This is a genomic window from Shewanella sp. JNE2, assembly GCF_023159115.1.
Lineage (GTDB): Bacteria > Pseudomonadota > Gammaproteobacteria > Enterobacterales > Shewanellaceae > Shewanella > Shewanella putrefaciens.
Map to the genome: position 1 here is coordinate 2,359,522 of NZ_CP096169.1, position 12,919 is coordinate 2,372,440.

10 protein-coding genes are annotated in these 12,919 nt (G+C 43.9%); 9 read left to right on the top strand and 1 reads right to left on the bottom strand.

Features of this window, described 5'->3' with window-relative positions; all coding sequences use genetic code 11:
- Positions 1-9 precede the first annotated feature (9 nt).
- From recB to MZ182_RS10590, 4 genes are all read left to right on the top strand, one after another.
- On the top strand, positions 10-3,765 hold the full coding sequence (gene recB, locus MZ182_RS10575) for an exodeoxyribonuclease V subunit beta (RefSeq protein WP_248067047.1): 3,756 nt from the start codon (positions 10-12) through the stop codon (positions 3,763-3,765).
- A complete protein-coding gene (gene recD / locus MZ182_RS10580) occupies positions 3,762-5,822 on the top strand; it encodes an exodeoxyribonuclease V subunit alpha (protein ID WP_248066927.1) in 2,061 nt (686 codons plus the stop codon). Before recB ends, recD begins: the two co-directional genes overlap by 4 nt.
- Before the next feature lie 12 nt (positions 5,823-5,834).
- Positions 5,835-6,227 (top strand): hypothetical protein, encoded by a 393-nt coding sequence (locus tag MZ182_RS10585; protein WP_025007709.1) that lies wholly within the window; start codon positions 5,835-5,837, stop codon positions 6,225-6,227.
- Positions 6,228-6,307: 80 nt separating this feature from the next.
- On the top strand, positions 6,308-6,946 hold the full coding sequence (locus tag MZ182_RS10590) for a PolC-type DNA polymerase III (RefSeq protein ID WP_025007710.1): 639 nt from the start codon (positions 6,308-6,310) through the stop codon (positions 6,944-6,946).
- A gap of 72 nt (positions 6,947-7,018) precedes the next feature.
- Here MZ182_RS10590 and MZ182_RS10595 read toward each other — a convergent pair whose 3' ends face one another.
- A complete protein-coding gene (locus MZ182_RS10595; protein ID WP_011789223.1) occupies positions 7,019-7,741 on the bottom strand; it encodes a DUF3334 family protein in 723 nt (240 codons plus the stop codon).
- 359 nt (positions 7,742-8,100) lie between these two features.
- Here MZ182_RS10595 and MZ182_RS10600 point away from each other — a divergent pair, with 359 nt between their 5' ends.
- The 5 genes from MZ182_RS10600 to crr all read left to right on the top strand — a co-directional run bounded on the left by MZ182_RS10600 (position 8,101) and on the right by crr (position 12,876).
- Complete coding sequence (locus tag MZ182_RS10600) at positions 8,101-9,738, top strand: methyl-accepting chemotaxis protein (protein WP_248066924.1); 1,638 nt, start codon at positions 8,101-8,103, stop codon at positions 9,736-9,738.
- A gap of 132 nt (positions 9,739-9,870) precedes the next feature.
- Positions 9,871-10,266 carry an ACT domain-containing protein gene (locus MZ182_RS10605; RefSeq protein ID WP_011789221.1) on the top strand — a complete coding sequence of 132 codons (396 nt, stop codon included), beginning with the start codon at positions 9,871-9,873 and terminating at the stop codon, positions 10,264-10,266.
- Between the two features lie 22 nt (positions 10,267-10,288).
- Positions 10,289-10,546 carry an HPr family phosphocarrier protein gene (locus MZ182_RS10610; protein ID WP_011789220.1) on the top strand — a complete coding sequence of 86 codons (258 nt, stop codon included), beginning with the start codon at positions 10,289-10,291 and terminating at the stop codon, positions 10,544-10,546.
- Positions 10,547-10,589: 43 nt separating this feature from the next.
- Positions 10,590-12,293 (top strand): phosphoenolpyruvate--protein phosphotransferase, encoded by a 1,704-nt coding sequence (gene ptsP / locus MZ182_RS10615; protein ID WP_248066922.1) that lies wholly within the window; start codon positions 10,590-10,592, stop codon positions 12,291-12,293.
- Between the two features lie 73 nt (positions 12,294-12,366).
- Positions 12,367-12,876, top strand: a complete 510-nt coding sequence (crr, locus tag MZ182_RS10620; RefSeq protein WP_011789218.1) for a PTS glucose transporter subunit IIA — start codon at positions 12,367-12,369, stop codon at positions 12,874-12,876.
- The last annotated feature ends 43 nt before the right edge of the window (positions 12,877-12,919 follow it).

A 12,919-nucleotide genomic window follows, 5' to 3' on the forward strand; every position in this document is an offset into this window, starting at 1 on the left:
GAAGATAGGATGTTGAGTACACACACGACAACCCAAACGCCAACAGTACAACATCAGGCTGAGGCACTTAACCCACTGACATTGCCCTTTGGCGGCAGTCGGCTGATAGAAGCCAGCGCAGGAACGGGTAAAACCTATACTATTTCAGGTCTTTATCTGCGTTTACTCCTAGGTGATGGCATCGATACCCCTTTAACCTGTGAACAAATTTTAGTGGTCACCTTTACCAATGCCGCAACTGAAGAATTAAGGGATCGTATTCGTCGCCGCATTCAAGTCGCCTTTAAGTGTTTTTTAGGCTTGCCGATTGAGGATCCCTTTGTACAAGCACTTTACGACAACACGCCTGTTGATGAACGCTCAATTGCCCTTAGGCGTTTCGATTTAGCACTAAAATCCCTCGACGAAGCCGCGATTTTTACTATTCACGGTTTTTGCCAGCGCATTTTGTCGGATCTTGCCTTTGAATCATCCCTGCTTTTCGAGTCAGACTTTACCTTAGATGATAGCGAATTCCTGCACCATGCTGTGCGGGATTTTTGGCGTGAGGCTTGTTATCCCTTACCAGACTACTTAGCCCAAGTTATCGCAAAAGAGTTTGGCGAGCCCGACGGTTTAATCAAACAACTGCGGCCATTACTGGGGGCGAGCCAAGCGCAACCGCTTAGCCCAACAGCAAACTTTACCACCTTAGCGCAATCCCTCTGCCAGAGTTTAGAACGCTTCAAGTTAGCTTGGCCACGTGGCCGTGATGGATTACTCGAGTTACTGCATAGCCTACCACTTAATGGCACGCGATTTGGTAAAGCAACGGAGCATTACCCTAAACTCGCGGCGATGTTCGATGCCTTAGATAATTGGCTTGCCTATGGAAATGGTCTACCGCCCATAAAAGTATTGGAGGATTTATCCCTATCGGAACTTAAGCTCAATAAAGGCGGCGTGCTCCCAAGTGTAAGCGAAGCTCCACTGCTTGATCATATGGAGCAATTGGCGGCACTCATTAAAGCCGTTAAACCCGCGTTTTTGTATAGTGCTAAACAGGGGATTAGCGCGCGTTTTGCAAAACAAAAACAACAACAAAATGTATTGACGCCCGATGACCTACTAACCACCTTGGCCGATGCATTAAATGCCAACCGTCAGACCTTACCCAAAGCGGTAGCAAGTCGGTTCCCTGTGGCATTGATTGATGAGTTTCAGGACACAGATCCCCTGCAATTTGCTATTTTCTCAAGCATTTATCAACCCCATCACGCATTCAATTTACCAACTGATAATCACCTTAATCATGCTGAAAAAAACCTCAGTCTATTGATGATTGGCGATCCTAAACAGGCGATTTATGCTTTTCGTGGCGCCGATATCTATACCTATATCGAGGCTCGCAAAGCCACTGAAGCCCACTACCACTTAGATACAAACTACCGCTCAAGCACCAATATGGTCGCTGGCGTTAACCATTTATTTAGCCGACATCCCGATCCTTTTATCAGTCAATCGATTCCCTTTGACAGCGTCAAAACCCCCAGCAGCGCGAAGCATAAAATCTTAACCGAGCCAAGTGAAAATCCCGCTGCGCTCAGAGTAAGACTGTTAAGTGAAACCGAAAATGGCCTAAATAAAACCACGGCAAGGCATCGACTCGCTAACGATGCTGCGGCAGAAATCACCCGTTTGTTAACGAGTGCCGCCCATGGTGAATGCTATACCCCTAAAGGGCCATTAATGGCTAAAGACATTGCCATATTAGTGCGTGATCGTAACGAAGCCGCAGTAATGAAAGCGGCACTCAGTCAGCACCAAATCGGTGCCGTGTTTTTAAGTCGCGACAGTGTATTCGATACCCTTGAAGCGCGAGAAATGGCGTTGATCCTACGCTCACTGGCAAACCCCAAAGATGAGCGCGCACTGCGAAGCGCCCTCGCCACGGCATTACTTGGTTATAACGCAGAACAAATTCATGCATTTAACCAAAATGAAGAGCAGAGACAACAACTGTTAGAACAGTTTTTTGATTTACACACTATCTGGCAAAAACGCGGCATCATGCCGGCACTGCTCAGTCTTGCCAATAGTACGTCGCTTATCGAACGTTTGCTGCACGCACCTCAGCCCAAGTTGGATAGCAATCAAGAACAAGAAATAACATACGGTGAACGGCGCTTGACCGACTTTCGTCATTTAGCTGAACTATTACAGCAAAAGGCCACGGAACTCGACGGGATAAGTGCCCTACTCAATTGGTATGAACAACAACTTATTGATAATACAGGAACAGATGAACAACAGCTTCGCCTAGAAAGCGAGCAGAATTTAGTGCAAATCGTCACTATCCATAAAAGTAAGGGACTCGAATACCCCGTTTGTTTCGTGCCCTTTGTCAGTCTGGCGCGGGACAATCGCCGTCGCCCAACACCTATGCTTTACCACAAAATAAACCAGACTCATGGGCAAGCGTTAGTGTGGGATATTGAAGGAACAGAGGAAGGCTGGGAGCAGTTTAGGCAAGAAACCTTGGCCGAAGATCTCCGGCTATTGTATGTGGCACTCACTCGGCCTGTGTATCTGTGTTACTTGTATATCGCTAACCACAGCCGTCAACTCAAAAATGGCCTTAAAAGTCAGCTCCATGAAACCGCTATTGGCTATCTTCTGGGGATCACCGATGCCGATTGTGATTTTAACCGTATCAGCCAAGCAGCACAAAATCTTGCCCAACGTATTGATGCGATTAGCATTGATAAAATACCAGAAGAAACTAGCCTGCAAACATTGCCATCAAGCCATGATGCAACGCAAACACTCGCCCCCAAAACAATCCATCGCCAGTACAGTACACCTTGGCGAGTCGGCAGTTATTCTGGTTTAGTGAAAAATACCAGCCACGGTAAAGCCGCGCCCGGTGCCGATGATGAAGCGCTCAGCGTCTTAGAACAAGGTGTTGCATCACGCGACCAACTTAAAACCGATAACAGCTTAGATCCTAAGCCATTTGGGCTTAATCGCTTTAACTTTGAGCGCGGTGCAAACGCGGGGAGTTTTATGCACTTAGTGCTCGAGCTAATTGATTTTACAAAGGCAGAGTTCGATTTACCTGAGCAACTTCCTAAAGCCATGCTGCAATATGGTATCGCAGCCGAATGGGTAGACGTCTTGCATGCTTGGTATCTTGATATCCTCAAGGCACCCCTTGCACTGATGCCCGCTGAAGCCGAAGCGACGACTCCAGTTATCAATCCAAAGCTGTGTTTGGCCACATTATCAAAACAAGATACCTTAGTTGAAATGGAGTTTTATTTACCCCTTAACGCGCTAAAAGATACACAACTTAATGCCTTACTGAATCAATTTGGTTATAGGTCAACCCTTAAATTTGATGATCTTCAAGGTATGCTGAAAGGTTTTATTGACTTAACCTTTGAATATGAAGGTAAATTTTACATTGCTGACTATAAATCCAACCATCTCGGTGATGATATATATACCTACCATCAGGCGGCTCTTCAGGGAGCAATTAAAGAACATCACTATGATTTACAGTACATTCTTTATTCCCTCGCCCTGCACAGATACTTACGATTGCGCCTGCCCGCATATGATTATGACACCCATATAGGGGGTTGTTATTATTTGTTTTTAAGGGGAATGTCTGCTCAATATCCTGGCTATGGTATTTATTATGATAAACCGCCTAAGGCACTGATCTATGCGCTGGATGCTTTATTTGATAACCCATTTATCGACACTGGAGTTACGGTATGATGCGCTCAACATTCGGCTTAAATGCGCACGCTCATTCAGCGGAGCATTGGCTTGACTATGGCGCCATCCAACTTACGGCGCCACTAGCTGATTTACTCAAACAGTGGGAGCAAGAGCGATTGATAACATCGCTCGATCGACATTTTGCACTACAAATGAGTCAGTTACATCAAGGTGATAGCCAAAATCCCCTGTTTATCTTACTCTGTGCGCTGTTGAGCCAACAGTTATCTTCACAGCATAGTTGCTTAGTACTTGCCCATATCGTGCCCCTCAACCCCATGGCAGAGCAAGTCAGTCATTGTAAAATCACATTAACCCTTGATGAATTAACTAGCATTCTGCAAACCTTTGATGCCGTGGGCCAAGCTGGCAGCAATAAACCCCTGATTATCGAAAATGGCAGACTCTACTTACAGCGTTATCATCAGTTTGAAACTGCTGTTGCCACCTCGTTAATTCAATTATCCGCACAAACCAATACTGTAAAAGTTGAGGATCTCAAAAGTCACTTAGATCAGTTATTCCCTGCCAACAATGCCGAAATAATTGATTGGCAAAAAGTGGCAACGGCCACCGCGCTTGGCAAAAAGCTGGCGATTATCACCGGTGGGCCTGGCACAGGTAAAACCACAACGGTGACTAAGCTATTATTATTGTTGCAATTGGAATCAAACCAAACGATCCGCTTAGTCGCTCCTACGGGAAAAGCCGCGGCGCGCTTAAGTGAATCCATTAAGGCCTCAAAAGCCCGCCTTGCGAAAGAACTGAGCCTTAATCAAAGTGACAATAGCCAAGCAATATTTTTAACCGCACTCAGCCGAATACCAGAAGAGGCCTCTACTTTACACCGACTACTTGGGGTCATTCCTAATTCACCTCAGTTTCGCCACCATCAAGGTAATCCGTTAAGGCTCGACTTATTGATCGTGGATGAAGCCTCGATGGTAGATTTACCTATGATGTATAAGTTGTTAAATGCCCTACCAGAGCATGCCAGTTTGATTTTACTGGGCGATCAAGATCAGTTGGCTTCCGTTGAAGCGGGTGCTGTACTTGCCGATATTTGTGCAGGTTTAAAACTGCCTATGCCGCAAGGAGGTACACAAGAATCACTTTGGCAAATGCGCTATTCGCTCGAACAGGCCACACAGCTCAGTATATTGACAGGCTATGACTTAACACCATTTATCAGCCAGTCCCCCCAAATGGGCGATAGTTTATGTATGTTAATGCATAGCCATAGGTTCAAAGGGGATGCGGGCATAGGACTCCTTGCAAGTGCAGTTAATCGCGCTGATCTTCAAGGGATTCTACAGGTGTGGCGCCAAGGATTTGCGGAGCTTAACTGGTTAGAACACAGTACTCACCTGAGCCAAACCCAAGCAAAAGTCAGTGAACCGGCACACAACACTGGGCTTAACTTACTGCTTGAACAAGCATGCGCACAATATGGCGATTACCTCGGTTTATTAAATCAGGATATAGGGAATCGTCCTAGCACCGCAGAAATTATCGAGCGTTTTAACCACTACCGGATTTTATGCGCCATGCGCTCGGGTGATTATGGGGTAGAAGGTATTAACAGCTATGTCACCCAAGCGCTCACCCATGCCAAACTTATCAAACCACAACAGGAGTTTTATTTAGGCCGCCCGATTATTATCCAAAGTAATGACTATAACTTAGGCTTGTTTAACGGGGATATCGGACTAATTCTACAGGATGAAGATAAACCCGAACGCCTAATGGCACACTTTATTAAGGCCGACGGTGGTCTGCTTAAAGTCTTACCCGCACGTTTACCAAAGCATGAAACCTGCTACGCGATGACAGTGCATAAAAGCCAAGGGAGTGAATTCAATCGCGTGGCTTTGGTGCTACCACCGAGTCCAAGCCTAGCTCAGTGGCAACTATTAACTAAAGAATTAATTTATACGGCAATTACCCGCGCGAAAGCACATTTTACTTGCTTAGGCACCCAGCAAGTTTTTGAGCGAGCCAGCAGCCAAGTCACCCAAAGGGCATCGGGTCTTGCCGATAGACTTTGGGGTTAAGGAGTAAGATTGATGGCTGAAAACATCATTAAATTAAATAACATACAAGAGGTTACCGCGCTATTTGATAACATAGCGCCGGAAGCAAATCTGCCCGCTATATGCTATGAAAAGACCCGCTATATTCCATGGTCCGTATTTCAGAATATGCAGGTTTATGCACTCGATTTTGAGCCTTATCTTTCCATCGCTCAGCGCTGCAATATGCACTATTTTGGGATAATGCAAAGTAAACATCGTGTGTATCTTGCCCACTGCAATGATGCAGGCCATGCACCGCGCTGGGAGGCAAGGCCGATGACCTTGGCACAGATCATGGATAGTGAATTAATGGAGTATTTGAACCAAAATCACGCCTATAACTTAGGTTTAAAGATAAGTTTCGATCTCGATTATGCAATTTAACCCTATGATAACCACACGTAATTTAACAGTGACCGAGATCCAATTGAAGGTCAATCTACAATAGATAAATCGACTCATTTATGCCTAAAAGACCAACGTTTAGTCCAGCAAATACCCTCGTCGTACTTGATTTTGAAACATCGGGTTTATCACCCAATCAAGGAGCTAGAGCCATCGAAATTGGTGCAGTATTGATTGAAAATGGCGTGATAACCCAACGATTTTCAGAGCTAATGGATCCTGGCTTTAGGATCAGCACTTTTATTGAAGACTACACAGGGATCAGCAACCAAATGCTGAGAAATGCCGCCCCCTGCCACGAAGTGATGGCACGTTTTGCCGATTTTATTGGCGATAACCATTTAGTGGCACACAATGCAGGCTTCGATCAACGCTTTCTTGATGCTGAATTTGCCCATATCCACCACCAGTATCAAGGCCAATTTGCCTGTTCTTTACTACTGGCAAGACGTTTATACCCCTTAGCGAGCAATCATCAACTGGCGACTCTAGTACGTTATAAACAATTGCCTAATAACGGCACCTTTCACCGAGCTTTAGCCGATGCAGAAATGACTGGCCACTTATGGTTAGCCATGCTGGCGGATTTACAGCGTGATTTTGCGATCACATCACCGCCTTTTAGCCTAATGCAAAAAATAACTCAAAAAACAAAAGCCGATGTGGCTAAATTTATCCGCCAATACAGCGCGAAATAGAACCCTTAAGCCCACTAAAATAGACGAATGCTGTGCACATTCGTCTATTGCGCAGATTAAGAGTCTTATTAATTAAAGGCCTAATTGGTCAAGTAAATCATCGGCATTAGCATCTGTTGTAAGTGAGGCTATCGCGGGTTTATCTTTCATTTTGGACCAAGGTGATACATCGCTATCGTTACTCGCACCGTTATTACCATGTTGCTCAAGCAAACTATCTGGATCGAATTCCTCATCGTATTCAAACTCGTCCAACTTAATAAATTCAGTCTTATCCATTGCAAACTCAAGGTAGAAAATATGGTTATTTTCTGTTTTAAAGGACACCCTTCTTGCGACAGCATCATCTAAATTTGCATCAATAGAAATAGTTAACTCTTTATTAATAGTCAACATCTTAGGTTGGCTTTGGCTAATGGATGTTTGCAACTCTTTAGAGATTTTATTAATAAAATCACCAAGAATTTGATTCATTAACTCCCCCATCACATTTCCCACTTCATCAGAAGTGTGGGAAAACGCCAACTCGGACTCCGGCATTCCCATATTCAACATATACCGACGATAGATCTCAATGGCGGCGGAAGCTGAAAAGTTGATCACGACAAGTCCAGAAAAACCACCATCAAAAATAGAAAAACAGCCAAGATCTGGCTTAAGGCGAGTCCGAGCAATACTCTGCACCATACCCGCATGGCTAACATGGCTAGCACTCGTGCTCGATAACACGTGGGCCACCGAATGACATAGCTTAAGTAAAATATCATCCGAAGTAACAATTGTGTCTGTAGTCATAATCAATTCTCAAACTGAACGATGAATTAATCTTGCGCGTAAAACCCAAAAAAATCAAAACTAAAACAATTGATTAGCCTCTTTTATCAAGAATAAAACCGTGAAAAACCTGTAACCTATTGATATTAGGTTAGTCTTCCAGATGATATGGCAATTCAAAAACAGGGCGAATAAAGAATAGGCTCGTTAACACTCACTTTTCAAAACCGTTGAATAAGATATCCTGCTTAAGATCAAAGAAACCTTCGATTCTTATTAACCTGTTACTAAATTTAGTAGTAAGTGATTCAATTAACAATGATTCGCATGTATATTGAGTTACACTATTTTTGTGTGTATTGTGCCTTTAAGGAACCCAAATGATCACATTTTTACGTCAACTGACAATATTGCAACGACTGATGATAATGCTCATCATGGCGGCAATAGGTACTGTTTGTTTTGCTAGCTTTTCAATAAAATTACAGTACAACAATTTGATAGAGCAGAAATGGCAACAGATCGACGGGCAACTTGGCAGTGTTTTGAGCATACTCGATGCCCATCGCCAAGATGCCCTTAATGGGAAATCCACCGAAGAAGAGGCAAAAAAAGCTGCAGCGGCATTAATGACCCAAATTCGTTATGCTGGCGCGGGTTATTTTGTTGTGATAGATGATACAAATCAAATCGTTGCACACGGTGAAAATAAGGCTTTAATTGGCACTTCGGCCATGAATGTTAAGCTGACAGATGGTTCAACCCCATTAGCAACCATGTTGCCGTTAGCGCGCAAAAATGCAAAAACCACCTTAGAATATCCATTTAAGAATCCTGTCACTAATGTGATTGAAGATAAACTTGCCGAAGCCCGTTATTATCCTCAATGGGGCTGGACGATTGTTACTGGCGCATATCTTAGCGATGTAGAAAAAAACCTTAAATCGGTCATCGTTGATTATCTGATTATCATGTTTTTAATCTCTGTCCCCATTTTTGCCTTTTTCCTCGTATTAAATCACTCCATCACCTCACCACTTAACGATGCCATTGAAGCATTGGAAGACATTGCCCAAGGTGAAGGGGATTTAAGCCAACGTTTAAGCACTAAAGGTAAAGATGAAATAGCCCACCTTGCCCAAGCTTTTAATCTTTTTGCACAAAAAATTGGCGATATGATTGGCCACTTACAACCTCTTGGCCATTCATTGGATAACGATGCAAAACAATTAATGCAAGCCGTTGAAGAATCAAATCAAAGTGCTGAGCATATTCACCGTGAAACCGGCAGTGTTGCTACCGCGGTGAATCAAATGCTCTCAACTACCCATGAAATGGCGAACAATACCCAACAAGCCGCAGATGCAGCAAATAGTGTTAAAGAACAAGCTCAGCAAAGCCAAATAGTAATAGACAATACCGTCCGCAACACTGAAAAACTCGTTCAAGAGCTTAAAGCCTCTGAAATCATAACCCAAAAGCTTGGCGTTGCCTCAGGGCAAATTGGCAGTATTCTTGATGTGATCCGCGGTATTGCTGAACAAACCAATTTACTGGCACTCAATGCTGCGATTGAAGCCGCAAGGGCGGGTAGTCATGGTCGTGGTTTTGCTGTCGTTGCCGATGAAGTCAGAGCGTTAGCTAACCGTACTCAAGATTCGACGAATGAGATTCAGAAGATCATCACTGAGATCCAATCCGGTGTTAGCTCAGTGATGAAAAGTAATAGCCAAACCCAACATCAATCCGATGAACTGCAAGCTCAAGCTCACGAAGCAGGTAAATCAATGGCGGCTATTTTGCAATTGATTGCCCATATTAGTGATATGAACACTCAGCTTGCCAGCGCAACGGAAGAACAGTCATTAGTGACAGAAGAAATTAACCGAAATATCTGTAATATCTCAGATTTAACCGAAGTTTCGGTCAAAGCAAATGAAAGTAACAGCCATGCAGCACAATCGTTGCAGGACATTAGCCAAGATATGTCCCATACACTAGGTCAATTTAAAATCTAATTGGCCCAAGGTACATGTAAAAAGGCGCCAATCGGCGCCTTTTTTAATTAAAATGTTTCAAAACAAAAAACCTCACGCCTAAGCCAATAGGATTAGGGTATCCTGTCACAAATATCAACAGAGGAACAGCCGATGCGCATGACTTTAGCCGTTCACACTCGGCAATACACCATCCATAGTTTTAGCCCCAATGCCCAACTACCGAGCAACATCTTTGCCGAAGATGTGTATTTTATCAGTAAAACTGCAGAAGGTTTTACGGTCGTTATCGGCAGTGATGTTGAACTAGACAGTCTTGAACAAGAAGGCCATTGGTGCTGTATAGAAGTGCTTGGGCCTCTCGGTTTTTCAATGACGGGCATTTTATCGAAAGTCTCTAGTACATTAGCCGACGTACAAATCAGTATTTTTGCTCTTTCAACTTTCGATACCGACTATATTCTGGTGAAACAAAGTCGTCTCACCAGTGCCATTGATGCTCTAAGAAAACAGGGTTATCAAGTTATCGAATCACAAGAAACACAGTAGAACGTAAAAGAGTGGATCCGCTATGTATGAAAAATTTGTCACTATTACCGCCAAACATGGTATTCACACTCGCCCAGCAGCATTACTCGTCAAAGAGGCTAAAACCTTTAACTGTGATGTTTTAGTGGAGTGCAATGGTAAACAAGCCAGTGCTAAAAGTTTATTTAAATTACAAACATTAGGTTTATATCATGGTGTTACTGTTAGAGTGTTTGCCGATGGGGAAGATGCACAGGATGCAGTTGAAAAAGTCTCCACACTCTTAATTACCTTAAGTTAAACTCTATTTCGCATTTAATTACGCGTAAATTGTAGGAATCAATATGTCGATAACAGGGATCATAGTGTCATCGGGTATTGCCTTTGGACAGGCATTACACCTTAACTACACCAAAAACTACCTCGATTATCGGCCCATTCCCCTCGCGAGGATCCCACAACAGCAAGCAAAGTTTTTCAAAGCATTACAGGAACTACAACAACAACTTAGCCATAGCCAAGCTAAACTTTCTGCCGAATGTGAAAATTATCAGCTTATTGAAGCCGATTTATTGCTGTTACAAGATGAAGAACTTATTGAGCAAGTCAAAGATGCCATTAGGACTCTGCAATTATCTGCCAGCGTCGCAGTTGAGCGGATATTCGCTCACCAAGCTAATGAATTAGCATCCCTTGACGACCCCTATTTAGCCAATCGGGCGCAGGATGTGCGCAGCCTTGGGCAACGTCTCGTTTCTGCCATCCATGGCCACTTAGATCAAGGCTTAGAGAAACTACATTCTCCCACGATTTTGCTCGCTCAAGATCTTACCCCGGCTGAGTTTGCTTTGCTGCCAAAGGAACATATTAGCGGTATCGTTCTGAAAACTGGCGGGTTAACCAGCCATACCGCCATCTTAGCCAAAGCCGCGGGAATTCCCGCTATTTTAAGTTGCCAGTTTGATGCCGAATGTATTCCCAATGGTACGCCCTTAATTCTCGACGCCCTTAATGGCGATTTGTGGGTAAAGCCTACGCCAGAGGAGCAAGCTCGGCTGACGGTCACATTGCACCATGAACAGGCTCGACGTGCAGCACTCGATGACTATAAAAACGTCCCTGCACAAACTCAAGATGGGCACCAGATTAACCTATTAGCAAACGTGGGCAACTTGAACGATATCACCCATGTAAGTGATGTTGGTGCCGACGGTATTGGGTTATTTCGTACCGAATTTATGCTAATGAATGCCAGAACCTTACCCGATGAAAAAGCACAGTACAGCCTATATTGCGAGGCATTACATGTTCTTGGAGGAAAAACTTTCACTATTAGGACCTTAGATATAGGGGCCGATAAAGAATTGCCTTGTCTATATCAGGAAGTGGAGGAGAATCCTGCACTCGGGTTACGGGGAATACGCTACACTTTGGCGCACCCTGAACTGTTTAAAACCCAATTACGAGCCACGCTCCGGGCCGCTAATCATGGCCCAATTCGATTAATGTTTCCGATGGTCAATCAAGTCGAGGAACTCGAACAAATTTTTAAGCTGATTGCCGAATGTCAAGCTGCGTTAGAGGAAGAAGAAAAAGGTTATGGCGAATTGAGTTACGGCATTGTGGTAGAAACACCTGCCGCAGTACTCAACCTCAGTGCCATGCTGCCTAAACTGGACTTTGTAAGTATTGGCACCAATGACTTAACCCAATATGCCATGGCAGCCGATCGTACAAATCCGCAGCTTACACGGGACTATCCCTCACTCTCCCCTGCGATACTTGCCCTGATAAAAATGACCATATCACAGGCGAAATCAGCAGGCGTTAAAGTATCACTTTGCGGTGAACTTGCCAGTTCACCTCTTATGGTGCCCTTATTGGTTGGTATGGGTCTTGATGAACTGAGCGTGAATTTAAATTCCCTGTTAGAAGTTAAAGCTGCCATCTGCCAAGGGGATTTTGAACGATTTTCTGCGCTAGCGCACACTGCATTACAACAAGATAGAATTGCAACCTTACAGCAATGTATAACAAGCTATAAATAGTAGAATTTATTCGTTATGCTGCATCACGGATCGAAAAAATAATGACAAAAATCAATACAAGGGGCTCAACATTATGGGATTTCTAAGCCGCATAAGACGATTGGTATCGGGGCAACCCCATTTAGCCGGCGGTATCATGGTATATGCACCTGTGAGTGGTGATATTGTCGCCATTGAAAAAGTCCCCGATGTTGTTTTTGCAGAAAAAATTGTTGGAGACGGCATTGCAATTGCGCCTAAAGGTGATCAAATGCTTGCCCCAATTGATGGAACTATTGGTAAAATTTTCGAAACCAACCACGCCTTTAGCATAGAGTCACCACAAGGTTTAGAGCTATTTGTGCATTTTGGAGTGGGTACCGTTGAACTTCGTGGCAAAGGTTTTAAGCGACTTGCGGAAGAAGGCCAAACTGTAAAAGCTGGCGATCCGATTTTAGCGTTTGACATTGAGTATCTTAGGGATCAAGTCGAGAGTTTGCTTACCCCTGTAGTCCTCGCCAATATGGAAGACGTTAAATATCTTGATAAAGCTCAGGGAAGTGTGACCGCAGGTAAAGATGTGATCTTTACTGTCCAACTTTAATGATGAATATAAATTAAAACCGCTTAACCATTCTATGCCGCCG